The 16,047-nt window shown below is 38.8% G+C and carries 16 protein-coding genes; 3 read left to right on the forward strand and 13 right to left on the reverse strand.

The window, feature by feature from the left end:
* Positions 1 to 23: 23 nt before the first annotated feature.
* From tpx to sppA, 5 genes are all read right to left on the reverse strand, one after another.
* Positions 24 to 524 (reverse strand): thiol peroxidase, encoded by a 501-nt coding sequence (tpx, locus tag LG336_RS21680; protein WP_404329543.1) that lies wholly within the window; start codon positions 522 to 524, stop codon positions 24 to 26.
* 187 nt (positions 525 to 711) lie between these two features.
* On the reverse strand, positions 712 to 1,176 hold the full coding sequence (ytfJ, locus tag LG336_RS21685; RefSeq protein WP_404329544.1) for a GerW family sporulation protein: 465 nt from the start codon (positions 1,174 to 1,176) through the stop codon (positions 712 to 714).
* 12 nt (positions 1,177 to 1,188) lie between these two features.
* Complete coding sequence (locus LG336_RS21690) at positions 1,189 to 1,887, reverse strand: DUF2953 domain-containing protein (protein WP_404329545.1); 699 nt, start codon at positions 1,885 to 1,887, stop codon at positions 1,189 to 1,191.
* 70 nt (positions 1,888 to 1,957) lie between these two features.
* Positions 1,958 to 2,509 carry an RDD family protein gene (locus LG336_RS21695; protein ID WP_404329546.1) on the reverse strand — a complete coding sequence of 184 codons (552 nt, stop codon included), beginning with the start codon at positions 2,507 to 2,509 and terminating at the stop codon, positions 1,958 to 1,960.
* Positions 2,510 to 2,523: 14 nt separating this feature from the next.
* The gene (gene sppA, locus LG336_RS21700) at positions 2,524 to 3,531 is read right to left on the reverse strand and encodes a signal peptide peptidase SppA (protein ID WP_404329547.1); all 1,008 of its coding nucleotides are present in this window, start codon (positions 3,529 to 3,531) and stop codon (positions 2,524 to 2,526) included.
* Positions 3,532 to 3,670: 139 nt separating this feature from the next.
* Here sppA and LG336_RS21705 point away from each other — a divergent pair, with 139 nt between their 5' ends.
* Positions 3,671 to 4,471 carry an NAD kinase gene (locus LG336_RS21705; RefSeq protein WP_404329548.1) on the forward strand — a complete coding sequence of 267 codons (801 nt, stop codon included), beginning with the start codon at positions 3,671 to 3,673 and terminating at the stop codon, positions 4,469 to 4,471.
* Between the two features lie 232 nt (positions 4,472 to 4,703).
* On the opposite strand, the gene rarD is transcribed toward LG336_RS21705, so the two are convergent.
* The 6 genes from rarD to ezrA all read right to left on the reverse strand — a co-directional run bounded on the left by rarD (position 4,704) and on the right by ezrA (position 12,018).
* Positions 4,704 to 5,636 (reverse strand): EamA family transporter RarD, encoded by a 933-nt coding sequence (rarD, locus tag LG336_RS21710; protein WP_404329549.1) that lies wholly within the window; start codon positions 5,634 to 5,636, stop codon positions 4,704 to 4,706.
* A gap of 135 nt (positions 5,637 to 5,771) precedes the next feature.
* Positions 5,772 to 7,346 (reverse strand): acyl-CoA synthetase MbcS, encoded by a 1,575-nt coding sequence (gene mbcS / locus LG336_RS21715; protein WP_404329550.1) that lies wholly within the window; start codon positions 7,344 to 7,346, stop codon positions 5,772 to 5,774.
* A gap of 155 nt (positions 7,347 to 7,501) precedes the next feature.
* Positions 7,502 to 7,714 carry an alpha/beta-type small acid-soluble spore protein gene (locus LG336_RS21720; RefSeq protein ID WP_221875205.1) on the reverse strand — a complete coding sequence of 71 codons (213 nt, stop codon included), beginning with the start codon at positions 7,712 to 7,714 and terminating at the stop codon, positions 7,502 to 7,504.
* Positions 7,715 to 7,825: 111 nt separating this feature from the next.
* Positions 7,826 to 9,028: a tRNA uracil 4-sulfurtransferase ThiI gene (gene thiI / locus LG336_RS21725; protein WP_404329551.1), complete on the reverse strand. Its 1,203-nt coding sequence runs from the start codon at positions 9,026 to 9,028 to the stop codon at positions 7,826 to 7,828.
* Positions 9,029 to 10,171, reverse strand: a complete 1,143-nt coding sequence (locus LG336_RS21730; protein ID WP_404329552.1) for a cysteine desulfurase family protein — start codon at positions 10,169 to 10,171, stop codon at positions 9,029 to 9,031.
* Between the two features lie 152 nt (positions 10,172 to 10,323).
* On the reverse strand, positions 10,324 to 12,018 hold the full coding sequence (gene ezrA / locus LG336_RS21735; protein ID WP_404329553.1) for a septation ring formation regulator EzrA: 1,695 nt from the start codon (positions 12,016 to 12,018) through the stop codon (positions 10,324 to 10,326).
* Between the two features lie 193 nt (positions 12,019 to 12,211).
* Here ezrA and hisJ point away from each other — a divergent pair, with 193 nt between their 5' ends.
* Complete coding sequence (gene hisJ, locus LG336_RS21740) at positions 12,212 to 13,006, forward strand: histidinol-phosphatase HisJ (protein WP_404329554.1); 795 nt, start codon at positions 12,212 to 12,214, stop codon at positions 13,004 to 13,006.
* A gap of 144 nt (positions 13,007 to 13,150) precedes the next feature.
* Here the strand turns inward: hisJ and refZ are convergent, their stop codons facing one another.
* Positions 13,151 to 13,786, reverse strand: a complete 636-nt coding sequence (gene refZ / locus LG336_RS21745; RefSeq protein ID WP_404329555.1) for a forespore capture DNA-binding protein RefZ — start codon at positions 13,784 to 13,786, stop codon at positions 13,151 to 13,153.
* A gap of 197 nt (positions 13,787 to 13,983) precedes the next feature.
* Here refZ and LG336_RS21750 point away from each other — a divergent pair, with 197 nt between their 5' ends.
* Complete coding sequence (locus LG336_RS21750; protein ID WP_404329556.1) at positions 13,984 to 14,469, forward strand: GAF domain-containing protein; 486 nt, start codon at positions 13,984 to 13,986, stop codon at positions 14,467 to 14,469.
* A gap of 55 nt (positions 14,470 to 14,524) precedes the next feature.
* Here LG336_RS21750 and megL read toward each other — a convergent pair whose 3' ends face one another.
* Entirely contained in the window at positions 14,525 to 15,703 is a 1,179-nt protein-coding gene (gene megL / locus LG336_RS21755) for a methionine gamma-lyase (protein WP_404329557.1), read from the reverse strand.
* Positions 15,704 to 16,047 lie beyond the last annotated feature (344 nt).

The raw sequence follows: 16,047 nt of genomic DNA on the forward strand, positions 1-16,047 counted from the left end.
CTGCGGCTTTCTGGGAACTGGGTTTACTCTGCTTGTTTTGCGGCTTCAAGTGCAGCTTCGTAATTTGGATGATCTGTTGCTTCACTCACGTATTCGACATAAGTTACTTTATCATTTGAGTCTACTACAAAAACAGCACGTGCTAAGAGGCGTAATTCCTCAATCGCCACTCCATAGGCTTCTCCGAAAGATAACGCACGGTGGTCAGATAATGTTTGAACATTCTCGATTCCGTTCGCTCCACACCAACGCTTTTGCGCGAAAGGTAAATCCACACTAACCGTTAAAACCTTAACGTTTCCAAGACTTGAAGCTTCTTCATTAAAGCGGCGTGTCTGAGCATCACACACTCCTGTATCTAATGAAGGTACAACACTAATCAAACGTACAGAACCCTTCGAGTCCTGTAGTGTCACTGCCGATAAATCGTTCGCCAATACAGTAAAATCAGGTGCCTGGTCCCCAACCTTTACCTCGTTCCCAAGCAATGTAACGTTATTCCCCTTAAAAGTAATGTTTGCCATTATTCCTCATCCTCCTTGTCCATATATGTACAGTGTTAAATATATCTGTTATCGGTAAATTTTTCAAATATTTGCTATGGGTAGAAGAAATGAGGAAGTAGGAAGTGCGAATAAAGCCCGCTCCACTATTATTTTGATATGCAAAGAAAAAGTTAACTTTTCAATTAAGAAAAGTTAACTCCTGATGTTAAATATCTAAGTCTTGTTTTGGTCCATCATATGCACTTGGATTGCTAGGCTGTAAATCACCTTGGTTTTTATTGCTCTTATTGTTGTCTCCACCTTTTGATAGCATTTGCTGAATTTTTTCAACAGCTTGTGGAGCCACATCCATAATTTTTTCAATCAGATGTGTATTCTCATCGAGATGAAGCATTTTAACTCCTTGAGAACTCACAATTAAAAATGCAATCGGAGTAATCGAAACTCCACCACCGCTACCGCCACCAAAAGGTTGTTTGCCACCGCTATCCCCTTCGATGCTAAATTCACTTCCTCCGGCCGCAAAACCGAAACCTACTTTTGAGACGGTCATGATGACACTGCCATCAGGAGTTTCAACAGGGTCACCAATGATTGTGTTAACATCAATCATTTCCTTTAAATTTTCCATTGCAGTTGTCATAAGTCCTTGAATTGGATGATCTGACATGTTAATTCCTCCTTATGAAATCGAATTTGTTTTATTGCCAGAAAGGACAGACAATGGCTTGGTTTTAAACTTTGGCATTCCGCCTTTCCAGTATTTAACCAGTTTCATTCCTGTCCATATAGCATGCCCGACCCGAATTTGAAAGATACATTTTAACTGAATTTGGGAGGCAAATTGTTGAAAGTTTGGAGTAACAGTTAGAACAGGCCTAACGGTCAACCTCATAAAATTACTTATTAGTCCTAGAATTGCACCTTTTACTGACCAAATCGCCCCACACAAAATAGCCGTCGAGGCAGCATCTCCAATTCCAACTCCTGTATGCCACTCAAACTTTTTAATCTTTACCTTGCTTAGAAGTTTGCGAATAAGTATATGCATGCCAAATACATGTTCAAGGAGCGCTTTCGTATCATTAAGACTATTAACTAAATCCTGCTTGTCAAAGCTATTCTCCTCTGTATTCGTGGTCTCTTCTTTTGGACCCATTTTGGTTTTCTCTTTCACAACTACCTCAGGAGAATCGTCATCGATCTTAATGACTGGAATTTCTTTTTTGTACCTTATCATGCCTCCCCAAGCTTTCATCATAAAGGTCAGATGGTCATTATCTTTCCCATGATAGTAATCAATATGAATTTTTACATTGGTTAAAATTACGATAATTAAGAGTGCAATTACAACTAGTAGTATTAGGAACAGCCATTTCAAATTTGCTCACTACCTTTCAACCTACCAGTATAATCAAAAGAAAAAAAAATAAACCTGCCTAAAGGCAGGTTTATCTCTCATGAATCACAGTTGTATCTGCAAATAAATCATGTAATCCCTGCTTCTTAGGCAGGAAGGCAACGACAATATAGAGAATCAGAATCGTGCTTGAAATGAAGCGACCAATCCATTCACGGAAAAGGACCGTTCCCCAAGAAAGAGTATCACCTTTAAGGTTTATGACTTTAATGCCAAACGCCATTTTACCAAGTGTTTGCCCAAGGAATTTCGTCATCAGCACAAAGTATAGGTAGAAGGTTAGCGCCGTTAAAATGGCAATCGGGGCAAACATACTAGTTTCTGCTAATGAGAGATCGAATGCACGAAAAACCGGATAAAGTAGTAGGCGGTTTATACTGCCAATTACGACTAAGTCTAACAAATAAGCCCAGAACCTCATCCAAAAACCTGCATACCTTAAGGCGGAAATCGCGTTTGCAACCAAAGGCTGAGGCTCTTTTTCTTGAATCGTTTCTTGACCATGGTCTTTTTCTTCTTGACTAATTAACTTAGCATCCTCTTTTACTTCTGACTTGTTTTTATCATAGCCGTTTGTACTCATTTGAAACTCCCCCCTTATTCAGCATACAAGTACATGAGCCGTGGTGAATTAGGTTGAGATAGGAGCTTCATCAGACTTGCCATCTCTAAATCCTCCCCCATCACCTTTTGTGTTCCCAACCTCAACAGGGAGTTAAATCCAAAGTTTTCAGTATATTGAATAACCTGTGCATCATTAAGGTTTTCATCTTTTTTCACGTTTTCGATAACATCTTCTAAATGTCCAAAACCATCTATCAAGTTTAGTTCTAGCGCTTGACGACCATCATAGATTCTTCCATCGGCAATCCTTTTCACTTCATCTACCGTCATGCCACGACCCTCTGAGATTACCTTAACAAACCCTTCATAAGAATTATTAATCATCTCTTGGAGGATTTCTCTTTCTTCTCCAGTCATTTCCCTCGAACCACTCATGATGTCCTTATATGGACCGCTCTTTATTGTTACAAACTCAACTCCGTACTTTTCTGCTAGTCCAGAATAGTTGACTCCTTGCATAATAACTCCCAATGAACCCGTCAAAGTTTCAGGGCTAGCATAAATTTTCTTAGCTGGTGCAGCGATATAGTAGCCTCCAGAGGCAGCCATTGAACCCATGGATACATAGACTGGTTTTTTCGTTTCTTGTTGAATTTCAACAATTTTGTCATGAATCTCTGCACTCTCGACCACTCCTCCGCCAGGGGTGTTTACCCGCAGAATAACAGCCTTAACGTCATTATCATCCCTTAAATAATCGAGTTGCTCCATAAATTTACGATGACTATATCCTGCTGAGTCAAGAAATGGACTGGTGCTCCCTGTATCCTGAATGGTACCATTCACGTTCAGCACGACAATTTTATTAAAGGGATCCCCTTCTTCCAATACCTCTTCCATCATCCCCTCCTCCGATACAAACATATCGGAAAATGTTGAATCCACCTTCGAAAAAGCAAAAGATGACAAAAAGTTTACGAATACTGAGATAACAAACAATACCCCTGCAATTCCTAGTGCAGCCCACCTTTTTCCATTCATGTAACTCCTCCTTCAATTGTGTTCCAAATAAAATCAACCTTTTTTCACAATAAATTAGAATGAACCACTCCTATTTTAGCAAAATATGTGAAAGAATGGGTAATATAACAAATATTCCATAAAAGTTGGAGGAGAGAATATGCCAAATCGTCGTAACCTTTATTTTTATCATAAGCCAGATCCGGAGATGAAGGAAACCGTTGCCCCGCTTTATGAACTCGCAAAAAGATATGACTACCAGTTGGAAAAGGATTATCGCAACGCAAACATTATCGTTAGTGTCGGGGATGATGACACGTTTCTTCAAGCCGTGCGCAATACCGGTTTTAGAGACGATTGCTTGTACTTTGGAATCTCTACGAGTGGGAAACGATCTATGTATTGTGATTTCCATTCAAATGACCACTCTGCCATTATTGAGGCAATGACTAACGATAATTTAGAGGTAAGACGCTATCCAACTGTGAATGTGACGATTGATGGTGAAACAAGCTTTCAATGCTTAAATGAGTTTAGTGTACGATCATCGATTATTAGAACCTTTGTAATGGATGTATTCATTGATCAGCTCCATTTTGAAACCTTCCGTGGAAATGGATTGCTTGTATCCACACCAACAGGTAGTACAGGCTATAATAAGTCTCTCAGTGGATCAATCGTCGACCCACTGCTCCCTTGTCTACAAGTAAGCGAAATAGCGTCTCTCAATAATAATGAATATCGCACACTCGGGTCTCCGTTTATTTTAGGTGGAAACCGTAAGTTAACCTTGAAGGTTGTTCAAGATGGCAATGACTATCCGATTATGGGAATGGACAATGAGGCACTTAGTATTCAACATGTTGAGAATATTGAAGTTCAGCTTAGTGATAAGCATATTAAGACACTTAAATTGAAGGATAACTCCTTCTGGGAGAAAGTAAAAAGGAATTTTCTATAACCTTTAAAAAAGTGAAAGAGCCCAATCTTGGGCTCTTTTATTAAGGCTCTTTTCTCAAACTCTGTTCCTTTAGAATATAGATTATATTGGGAAATTAAGCTTTGTTTCACTCCAAAATAGCTTTTTTTATGAGAAAAGAGCTTCCAAACTTACTATAACGTTCAAAATAGCTTATCTTGCGTTAAATTCAGCTTTAGGAATTTAACAACGATTTTTGCGAAAACAGCCTTTATTAGATATGTGTACTTTTTTCTTTTCTCCACTTTATTTCAAAATTAGAGGCAATCTTCGACTTGGAAACTGAGTAAATAGTTAATGCCGACCATATAAAGATAAATGCTAATAAATCAGACTTTGAAAAGGTCTCATGATAAACAAAGATTCCTAGAAACAGCATAATAGTCGGAGCAATATATTGTAAGAAACCTAGCGTTGATAATGGAATCCTCTGTGCACCCTTGGCAAAGAATAATAATGGGATTGCCGTTGCGGCACCTGCTCCTATTAAAAGAAAACTTACACCCCAACCACCAGCAATGAGTGTATTTTCAGAGCCAATAAACCACCACATATAGAGGGCCGCTACTGGCGTCATGACCATGGTCTCTAGTGCCAAACCAACAGCAGAATCCATTTTTATGAGTTTTTTAGCCATCCCATACAACCCAAAGGTAAGTGCTAGGGTAATAGCAATCCATGGAAAACTTCCGTAGGACATAGTCATAATCAGCACTCCTATTGTCGCCAATAGGAAAGAGATGATTTGCGCATGCGAAAGTTTTTCTTTAAAGAAAATAACCCCTAACAAAACGGAAACAAGCGGATTGATATAATAGCCCAAACTAGTTTCAACCATCTGCTCGGTATTGACCCCCCAGATGTAAACAAACCAATTAATACTGATTAATATAGAGGCGATAAAGAGCGCTAATAACTGCTTTTTGTTTTTGGCGAATCCGTGTATCGTTTTGATGAATAATGACCATTTTTTTGACAGGAATAATAGCACAAGCATAAACAATAATGACCATAGTACACGGTTTGCTAATATTTCTTCAGCTCCTATATGATTAAGTAATTTCCAGTATAAAGGCAGAAATCCCCACAAGATATAGGCGATTACAGCAAAGATAATGCCACTTTGTTGTTCATTTTGTCCTCCCATTACCATCCCCCCTTTTCTTTCTAGACTCGAAATAATTCCATTATATCGGGGTATCAACAGGGTGACAATTCTTTTTTATTTTGACGATAAAAAAATGCAGGTCTATTTACCTGCATTTTGATGGGATTCATTTGTTTAAACCTCTTGTTCTTTTTTACGAAGCTCTACTCGACGGATTTTTCCTGAGGTTGTCTTTGGAAGTTCTTCAATAAACTCAATCTTCCTTGGGTATTTGTATGGTGCTGTTAGTGTTTTTACATGTGCTTGTAGCTCAGGGATTAGGTTTGGATTGTTTTGATCCAAAGGATTTCTTAGAACGATGTATGCCTTTACGATATGTCCCCGGACTTCATCAGGAGATGCGACGACCGCACATTCCTTTACTGCAGGGTGTTTTACTAAGGCATCCTCGACTTCAAACGGACCAATTGTATATCCCGAGCTAATAATGATATCATCACCGCGACCCTCAAACCAAAAGTACCCATCATCGTCCTTCTTGGCTTTGTCCCCAGTAACATAATAATCCCCGCGGAATTGAATTGCGGTACGTTCCGGATCTTTATAGTAATTTTTAAACAATGCAGGCGTATCGATATGAACGGCAATATCCCCAACTTCTCCAACCGAACAAACATTACCATTATCATCAATAATCTCAACTTTATTTCCTGGAGTTGGTTTCCCCATAGAGCCTTCTCTAAGCTCCATCCCTTGGGTAACTCCAACAAGTAAAGTATTTTCTGTTTGCCCGTAGCCATCACGTACATCTACATTAAAATGCTTTCTAAAAATATCTATGACTTCACGATTTAATGGCTCACCAGCAGAAACAGCACTGCGTAAGGCTGGAAGCTGATATTGATCGATAGTATCAACTTTTGCCATAATCCGATATTCTGTCGGTGTACAACACAACACATTTATTTTATAAGTCTGCAAAAGCTCAAGATACTTAGATGGCTCGAATTTTCCATTAAAGACGAAACCTGTCGCTCCCGATCCTAGGACGGAAAGAAAAGGACTCCATATCCATTTCTGCCAACCGGGTGCAGCAGTTGCCCATACTATATCGCCTTCCTCAATTCCTAGCCAATGTTTCGCGGCAGTCTTTAGGTGGGCATAGGCCCATCCATGTGTATGAACAACCCCTTTCGGATTTCCAGTTGTTCCAGATGTATAAGATAAAAACGCCATATCATCCCGATCAGTATCCGCCAACTCGAGTGTATCTGAGGCACCGTTCAGCTCGTTATCCAAATAAATCCAGCCACGTTCCTGTTCCCCAACAGAAAATTTCAAGAGGTTGTCTACTTCCGCAATCCCAGAGAATTGTTGAACAAATGGATAATAACTAATAACTGCTTTAACATCTCCGTGGGTAATCCGATATTGAAAATCTTTCGTTCGTAACATTTCCGAACTTGGAATAACCACAAGACCCATTTTCAAGGCTGCGATATAAACTTGATAAGCTTCAATGAGACGAGGGATAACAACTAAAACTACATCTCCTTTTGTTAAACCACTCGCCTTAAAAACATTTCCAATCTTGTTAGCTTTTTTAATTAACTCTTTATAAGTGATATGATTCTTATTTCCATCTTCATTTTCCCAATAAAGTGCAAGTTTCCCATCCTGTGCAGCAAAACGCTCGAATTCAGAAATTAAGTTATACTTTTGTGGTGCAATCAATTGTTCCCTCTCCATATTGCCCCTCCTTAAAAATTAGTACCTAGTAATAATATCTAATAACATTATACAGAAATCCAGTCCTTTTTGTAGCTAATTTTTAAAAAAGTGGGTTGAGGGAAAAAAAAGAAGCGGGAATTGCTTCCCGCTTCTTGTAGCCATTTTATATTTAATTATTGTTGAGAAAATCCGCTCATTTGCTGTTGAGCCATAGATACTAAACGCTTAGTGATTTCTCCCCCAACAGAACCGTTGGCACGGGAAGTAGTTTCAGCACCAAGGTTTACGCCAAATTCAGATGCAATTTCAACCTTCATTTGATTAAGAGCTTGTTCAACCCCAGGTACTAGAAGGTTGTTTGAGTTGTTTGAGTTGTTGTTTGCCATGTGATGTTCACCTCCTTGTGAGTATAGAGTGTGTAGAATCACATGAACTAATACAAATCAATTGTTGGTAATTATTCACAATTACATATAATAGCGTACATAATTACGAAGTTAAAATAAATCTTCCTCGAGTTGCTGGCCTATTCCTGGTTTCACAACAATCGTTTCAGTGTCATTTACCGCCTTTTCAATCAGAGGTTCAAAATCAAAATAGCTCTCAAAATGTTGGACTTTTTCTAGTTTTGGTTTCGTTTTAGGCGACGATGGTACAAACACTGTACAACAATCTTCATAAGGTAAATTTGAAATTTCAAGTGTTTCAATTTGCGCAGCAATATCCATGATTTCTGTTTTATCCATGGTAATCAGCGGCCTCAAAATTGGTGTGGATGTCACCTCGTTGATTGCATACATGCTTTCTAAGGTTTGACTTGCCACCTGCCCGAGACTTTCCCCGGTAATAATGGCTAATCCTTCATGTTTTTTGCGTATACGATCGGTGATTCTAAGCATGAGCCTTCTGGTTGTTGTCATTGTATAATTGGCGGGCACTTGCTTATGAATCGTTTGTTGAATCTCTGTAAAAGGAATAATATGCAAAACCATCTGCCCACTAACCTCAGCAAGCTTTTGGGTGAGATCAATTACTTTTTGTTTGGCCCGCTCACTAGTAAAAGGCGGGCTGGCAAAGTGAACACCTTCTACTTCAACCCCACGTTTCATTGAAAGGTAGCCTGCAACAGGGCTATCGATTCCACCTGATAGCATCAGCATTGCCTTCCCACTAGATCCCACTGGAAGACCTGCGGCACCACGAATGGTTTCGGCAGAAAGGTAGGCTGCCTCTTCCCGCACTTCTATTTGCAAATTGATATCTGGATTCCTGACATCAACCTTCAAACCAGAAATACGGTTTAGCAGATACCCTCCAAATTCATGATTGATGTCATTCGTATCTAACTCAAAGGATTTGTCAGATCTTTTCCCAGTAATTTTAAAAGTCTTTCCTTCACTAAATAGATCACTAACTAAATCAAATGCTGCCTGTTTCATTTTTTCTATATCCTTTTCAACCTTCATTGCTGGGCTAAACGACTGAATTCCAAAAACTTTTCTTAATCGATTAGATACCTGAATACCATCTTCACCATTTAATAATACATACATTCTATCTCTATCTGCTTTGATAACAGCGTTCGGAAAATCTTCTATCGCTTTTCTGACACTTTTTCTTAATTTATCAATAAATTTATTGCGGTTCCGTCCCTTTGTTGAGATTTCTCCATATCGAATTAAAATTCGGTCATACATCATTTATTTCATTACCTCTCTTAATCGTTTTACACTATATTTTATTGCCTCAACTAAGCGCTCTGCTTCCTGCAGTGTATTTTCGTAAGAAAGGCTGATTCGAATAGCACTCTCCGCTTGGTCCGCAGGCACCCCCATTGCAATTAGTGTTTTGCTTGGTGCATTTCTTTTTGATGAGCATGCACTTGTGGTGGAGACATATATCCCATCCTGTTCAAGCACATGAACGAAGACCTCTGCTTTGATTCCCTTTAATGAGAAATTTAAAATATGTGGAGCCTCGTTATATTCGGGAGTGTGGATGGTAACTTCAGGCACTTCCCTTAACCCGGATTTTATTGTACCCAAAATTTGCTTTAACTGATCAACTTTTTGTTTTCGAAGATCCTCTGTCATCCTTAATGCTTTGGCCATAGCAACCATTCCTGCCACATTCTCTGTACCGTTTCGTCTATTCCCTTCCTGACCACCGCCAGATAAAAGAGAGGAAATACGAACCCCTTCTTTCACAAACAAAGCTCCCGTACCTTTAAGACCATGAAACTTATGTCCTGAAATGGTACAAAGATCGATGCCACAATCATAAAAATTTAGCGGAAGCTTTCCGACACCTTGAACATGATCAACATGAAAATATATTTTTGGGAAATCCTTAAGAAGTGTTCCAATTTCATGAATCGGTTGCACAGTCCCAACCTCATTATTAATATGAATAACCGACACGAGGATTGTATCGAACCTAATAGCCCGCTCAATGTCAGATGGATTTACACGGCCGTCCCCATCTACAGGGATATAAGTAACTTCGAACCCAAGTTCTTCTAACTGTTTTACAGAGTTGCGAACAGAGTCATGTTCAATCTCAGTGGTAATAATGTGCTTTCCACGTCCTTTATGCTCCATTGCAATTCCTTTAATGGCAAGGTTATTCCCCTCAGTCCCTCCAGATGTAAACACAATTTCAGACATTTTCACTCCTAGAATCTTGGCGATTTGGGAATGTGCCTGTGATAGGAGTTTCTCTGCTTGACCACCAATTTGATGCAAAGAGGAAGGATTGCCAAAATAAGAAGAAGATACCTTGATGAACGAATCCAGTACTTCATTAAAAGGTTTTGTTGTTGCACTATTATCAAAATAAATCATAGTTCTCCTCCTCCCCTTGTTACCGCTATGCTAACAAAAAATTTTAACATACAAACCAAGGTTTGAAAATAATTGAACATTTCCATTTGAAGTGTAAACTTATCCCAATCTGTAAAAACGTAGAAAGCCTCCAACAAAATTGGAGGCTTTGATTACGCATTTGTTTCAATAAAGATATTCTCTATTTTCTTTAAAGCACCTGGCTCTACTTCTTCAATCGCAGCCGCTGCTTCTTCAAGAGCTTGGCGATAATCATAGTTCCTAAATGCTTTTTCTGCTTCCTTCAATCCCTTAGCAACAGATGGGTAGCTGCTACGATACCGATTTCCATACTGAATGAGTCGTTCCGCAAGCTTAACATTATCAACGATTTCCTCGGTGGAACTTGCCAGCTTTTCAACTGTTAATTCAGCAATTTCAAGATATTGCTGAACGGTCGGGATGTTCAGTGGTTTTTGTTCTAGCTTATCCGCTACGTTTTGGATACTTTCTTTTGTATCCTCTAGGAGGTATTTATAGCTTTGAGAAAGACCCGGTAAATTACTTTTCGTAATTAACTTTAGCATCTCTGTCGTCTTTTTCGAAAGTTCTCTTACCTTTTCTCGCGCTGCCATTTCATCTTTTCTTAGTGCATTTAGTTTTTCTTTAAACTCCTGTTGTTCAGCATTGCATGCCTCTAGCTCTTGTTTGAGCACTACCAGTTCATCACTTAAAAAACTATACGCTGTCTCTCCCTGCCCCAATCGTGCTATGAGCAACTGATACCTTTTTACTAATTGCTCAAGGTTGCCTTCAGCTAGAACATGTGCATCAAGCTCTTGGTCAGACAATTCGTAGCTTTGTTGAATATTAAAAATTTCTTCTTGAATTTTATCATTTTCATCGACAGCTGTATGGAACAACTGATTTAACTCATTTTCATTCTTTTTAATAAATTGTTTCGCTACCGCCTCTTTTTCAAGAAGGTCAAAAAGATGATCCATCTTTTCCTTTAGTTGCTCGATCCCATGCTGAATCTCTGCAACCTTCGTTTCGTCGATGAGTGCTTGAAATTTGCTAAGCTGCTTTTGAATTTCTTCTAGCTCTTCTTCAGTCCCTAGGTGGTCAAGGATATATCCCTGTTCAACCATTTCCCTACAGCCTTCTTTTAATTCATTCATCTGTGCTGGAATTCCTAGCTGACAGTCATGGATTAATTGAGGAATCAATTCCATTTTTCCAACGATTTCATCAAGATTAAGCTGAATTCCAAGGACAATCTCTCTTGCCTCAAGGTAATTACCACTCTCCGTCTTCTCATCGAATTTCTCAAATTCCTGAAGAATTTCGTTCAGTTGATCTTCTAACCCTTTTTCAGCTTTGCCAAAACTATGACGATGTGCTAACAGGTTCTTACGACAATCACGATACTGCTCTTTCAAAAGCTCAATTTCATTTCTATTCTTTTCCTCACTACCGACTAATTCATTCAATTCTTCGAGGATGTTCTTTATTTTATTTTCAATAGAGGTTAGTTTGTTATCAATGGAAGCTAAAGACTCTTTTGCCTTCCCGAAGCGAAGTTTATCTGTATAATCTTCTGCATCAAGGAGAAATTCCTCAATATCCGGTAGCTCAGAAGTGACAATATCGTCCCATTCCTTACGCCAACGCTCAAAAAGTTCTTCGGTTTGCCCTGTCATATTAAGCTTCTTTACCTTTGCCATTTCATCCAGTACTGGCCGATTCATGAGATCAATTTTCCAAGCCTCAAACCGATCCACTTCATTAAAGTATTTCCGTTTCATCAAAAATCCTATTAAAAAAAGGCACAATATGACGCCTAAACCAACTATTATATACTCCATGCTAACTAATCCCCCTGGGTTTCAGACAAAAATCAGATTCTATTGATCTATGTAAAAAAGAACTGTTTTTTTTATGTATTTATGATACCATGTAAACGACATTTTTTGACCAGTAATTTCAATTTTTTGTTTAATTTATTATCGAAGATTATCAAATTCTGTCACGATAGCTTTGGAAATGGGGGAAACGGAAGTGTTTAGAGATGGTCATGTACACACAAAGTTCTGTCCACATGGATCGAAGGATACATTTGAAAACTATATTGAACGGGCATTAGCACTTGGATATACCGAAATTTCCTTTACTGAACACGCTCCACTACCTGAACGTTTTAATGATCCCACACCTTTATCAGATAGCGCAATGCAAAAAGCGCACCTAAAAGAATATTTCAATGAAATCTCCGAACTTAAAAAGAAATACGAGAATAAAATAGCCATTAATGCCGGACTAGAAGTCGATTATATTGAAGGGTACGAAAGAGAAATTACTCAATTCTTAAATGAAATTGGTCCAAGGCTTGATGATGCCATATTATCTGTCCATTTTCTAAAGGATTCACTTGGATACTCTTGTATGGATTATAGCCCTGAGAATTTTCAAACAATGATTTCCTCTTATGGATCCCTTGAACAAGTTTACCAAAACTATTATCGGACAGTACTTAAATCGGTTGAAGCGGATTTAGGACCATACAAACCCACAAGAATTGGGCATATCACGCTTGTACATAAATTTCAGTTAAAATATCCAATAAATCGAACTTTCGATTATGAAATAGACCAACTTTTGACTGCTATAAAAGAGCAACACTACGAGCTTGATTATAATGGTGCGGGGACTGCTAAGCCACTCTGTAGAGAACCTTACCCTCCCGCTCACATTATAAAAAAAGCGAAGTCTCTGGATATCCCGCTAGTATATGGCTCGGATGCCCACCAAGCTAAAGAACTCGGCCAAGGGTATCATTTAATGGACTTTTCCTAAAAACATCCCAAATTCAAGCCTACAACTAATATGAATCACGCTAAAAACCGGCAGTTCAAATCCGCCGGTTCTTTTTTGTTTCTTAGTAATAAATGACTGAACTGCTAAGAATCTAAATCTAACCTTAGGTAAGTGGCAATTATTTTATAAAGATAAGACTCTTCTATTATCAAATGACCTTGGTGCACTTAAGACTAAATCTATCCATTGGAAAATTTCACGGCTATATTTTTCGACGAAATAGGATTCATGAGGAAGAATGTGTAATACTTCATTTACATAATGAATATTTAGAAAAGGAGTATTCAACAAACTCTTAAGCTGAAGGATAATGTAAGGAACAGAATGATTGCGAAACTCTTTTGTCCTCATACCTCGTTCAAGTACTTTCTTAAAGTAATAGCGTTCCTTGACGTGATAAGTTGACATGACTTCTCGTACCATTTGAGAATCTAGCGTCATTTCCCTTAAAATAAATCTGGTAAGTTGAATATTCTGAGACTGATATTTTAGCAAATTTACAACGGTCTGTTTCAAAGACACTTCCGCACCTTCATCAAGCAAGGCATATCCTTTTTCTAATTCCTTTAAATAATTCTCAAAATACGCTGTGAAACAATATTCTAGTAGACCATTCTTATTTTGAAAATAATAGGCAATATTGGCTGGATTAACCCCTGCTTTAGCAGCAATGTCACGAATCGAAGTGCCACTGAAGCCTTTCGTATTAAACAGAAACACAGCTGCTTCGACGATTGACTCTTTCGAATTTTTTCGCATTCTCCTTACCCGCCCCTTATTCATGTTTTTCCCTAGTCAGCCAGCAGTGAAATGAAACCTCGCTCTTTTTCTCTATATTTTTAATACTTCCTTGTAAAAGCCGATTTTCCTTTAAAAACCTATCGACAAATTCAACCATATTCCCTGCATTTCTGGTAAAATGAATAGTGCATTTTTAGAGAAAAGGGTGAAAAAACATGTTTGAGGTCGAATCGTATGATGGAAATCGCGAAGATAACTACAATTTACTTATAAAGCAGTTAACAAGCCTGTTGGAAGGTGAGACAAATACCATTGCGAACTTTAGTAATGCCTCTGCACTCCTAAACCAATTTCTAGACAGAATTAACTGGGTTGGTTTTTACTTAATGGAGGAAGGCGAACTTGTGCTAGGGCCATTTCAGGGATTACCAGCTTGTGTAAGAATCCCTGTTGGTCGAGGCGTATGTGGTACCGCAGCTGCTCAACTCGAAACGGTTCGTGTCGAGGATGTTCACCAATTCCCTGGACATATCGCTTGCGATGCAGCATCACAATCCGAAATCGTTATTCCAATGATTGACAATGGAAAACTAATCGGGGTTCTCGATATTGATTCTCCTGAGAAAAACCGTTTTGACGAATTAGACCAGCAAAAGTTGGAAGAGTTTGTCTCTGCTTTGATGACCGTGTATAAAGGCTAAATCCTAGTACAAAACAAAAAGCTGTGAACACAACTGTTCGCAGCTTTTTATTACATTAAGCCTTATCAAGTGCTTGCTTTAAATCTTGCCAAATGTCCTCCCATGCCTCTAGACCGACTGAAAGCCGAAGCATTGTATCTGATATTCCCATTTCCGTCCTAACGTCCTTAGGAACGACAGAGTGCGTCATCGTCGCTGGATGCTGAATAAGGGTCTCTGCATCACCGAGACTAACAGCAATTTTAATAAGCTCCAATCGATCTAAGAAGGTCTGGGCATCTTCCTTGGTCCCTTTGATGGTAAATGAAATCACCCCACCCGGTTTGTGCATTTGTCTTTTTGCTATATGATAGTCCCGATTGTTTGGGTCACCAGGATAAAATACTTGTTCAACCGCCGGATGTGCGGCGAGAGCTGTGGCCAGTTTCTCTGCATTCTCGCAATGACGGTCCATTCTAACAGGTAGGGTTTTTAACCCTCTTAAAAGTAACCATGCATCAAAAGGAGAAATGATGCCGCCAATATCCTTTTGAGTCGTAAGTGCAACTTTGTTGAGAAAATCTTCACTCCCTGCTACTAGACCGGCAACGACATCTCCGTGACCACAAATATATTTCGTTGCACTGTGAATCACGACATCACACCCAAGTTCAATTGGTTTTTGCAAATAAGGGGAACAGAAGGTATTATCCACCACAACAGGGATCCCTTTTTCCCGTGCTACCTCCGCCACCATTTGTAAATCCACTAATTTCATCGTTGGATTGATTGGTGTTTCAATATAGATGCAGGCGGTATTGGGCTGGAGAGCATTCCGTACATTTTCTTTTGTTTCCATCAATGAAAAATCATGCTGAATATTAAACTTTTCTTCCATTAACTGCAGCAAACCAAAAGTACAGCCGTAGACACCTTTTGAACATAAAATATGGTCTCCTGCTTTCACAAGTGAGAAAAGGACTGCTGAAACGGCTGCCATACCAGAACCAAAAGCAAGACCTTTCTCTGCTCCTTCTAAGATGGCCAGTCTTTCTTCAAGAATTTTCACTGTTGGGTTTCCGAGGCGAGAGTAGATAAATCCTTCCTCCTCTCCTGCAAACCTTCTTTCACCTTGTTTGGCATTTGAAAACGTAAACGTACTTGTTTGAAATAATGGTGGTACAAGACTATCGTGATAGTCTTCTGTATTGTAGCCTCCATGAATAACCTCAGTTTCAAACCGTTTCTTTTCCATCTTCCTCCCCCTTATTTATCGAAAAGCAATCGATTTGTTTAAACAGCAACTTCCACTTTTTATTCATCACTTTTTCCTATATGATTATGATATTGTTTTCTAGAAGAAAATGTTTTTCTGACTTTCCCTTGACTTATGCATAAAAAAAGGAATATAATACTCCTTGTGTAAAATATCGCAGCCTATGTGATACCCTTTATGAGTTTATTTTGTTCCTCAAAGTGAATATTCCTTTGATGGTGCATCGTGTAACCCGCTGCTGCTAGGGCGAAGGTGCATGAAAACAAAATATCCATAAATGAAGTCTCACAAACTGTTTTTATTTTACAAAATAAAAACTAAGG

Origin of the sequence: Mesobacillus maritimus, from assembly GCF_044803185.1 — a bacterium.
In the GTDB taxonomy this organism is placed as follows: Bacteria; Bacillota; Bacilli; order Bacillales; family Cytobacillaceae; genus Mesobacillus_B; species Mesobacillus_B maritimus_B.

What these genes read in the sequence shown, in the direction of transcription:
- tpx (WP_404329543.1), bottom strand. Translation starts at nt 524, where the DNA reads ATGGCAAACATTACTTTTAAGGGGAATAACGTTACATTGCTTGGGAAC.
- ytfJ (WP_404329544.1), bottom strand. Translation starts at nt 1,176, where the DNA reads ATGTCAGATCATCCAATTCAAGGACTTATGACAACTGCAATGGAAAAT.
- mbcS (WP_404329550.1), bottom strand. Translation starts at nt 7,346, where the DNA reads ATGGAGAGGGAACAATTGATTGCACCACAAAAGTATAACTTAATTTCT.
- megL (WP_404329557.1), bottom strand. Translation starts at nt 15,703, where the DNA reads ATGGAAAAGAAACGGTTTGAAACTGAGGTTATTCATGGAGGCTACAAT.
- rarD (WP_404329549.1), bottom strand. Translation starts at nt 5,636, where the DNA reads ATGGGAGGACAAAATGAACAACAAAGTGGCATTATCTTTGCTGTAATC.
- LG336_RS21730 (WP_404329552.1), bottom strand. Translation starts at nt 10,171, where the DNA reads ATGATTTATTTTGATAATAGTGCAACAACAAAACCTTTTAATGAAGTA.
- LG336_RS21720 (WP_221875205.1), bottom strand. Translation starts at nt 7,714, where the DNA reads ATGGCAAACAACAACTCAAACAACTCAAACAACCTTCTAGTACCTGGG.
- sppA (WP_404329547.1), bottom strand. Translation starts at nt 3,531, where the DNA reads ATGAATGGAAAAAGGTGGGCTGCACTAGGAATTGCAGGGGTATTGTTT.
- LG336_RS21705 (WP_404329548.1), top strand. Translation starts at nt 3,671, where the DNA reads ATGCCAAATCGTCGTAACCTTTATTTTTATCATAAGCCAGATCCGGAG.
- LG336_RS21750 (WP_404329556.1), top strand. Translation starts at nt 13,984, where the DNA reads ATGTTTGAGGTCGAATCGTATGATGGAAATCGCGAAGATAACTACAAT.
- ezrA (WP_404329553.1), bottom strand. Translation starts at nt 12,018, where the DNA reads ATGGAGTATATAATAGTTGGTTTAGGCGTCATATTGTGCCTTTTTTTA.
- thiI (WP_404329551.1), bottom strand. Translation starts at nt 9,028, where the DNA reads ATGATGTATGACCGAATTTTAATTCGATATGGAGAAATCTCAACAAAG.
- refZ (WP_404329555.1), bottom strand. Translation starts at nt 13,786, where the DNA reads ATGCGAAAAAATTCGAAAGAGTCAATCGTCGAAGCAGCTGTGTTTCTG.
- LG336_RS21695 (WP_404329546.1), bottom strand. Translation starts at nt 2,509, where the DNA reads ATGAGTACAAACGGCTATGATAAAAACAAGTCAGAAGTAAAAGAGGAT.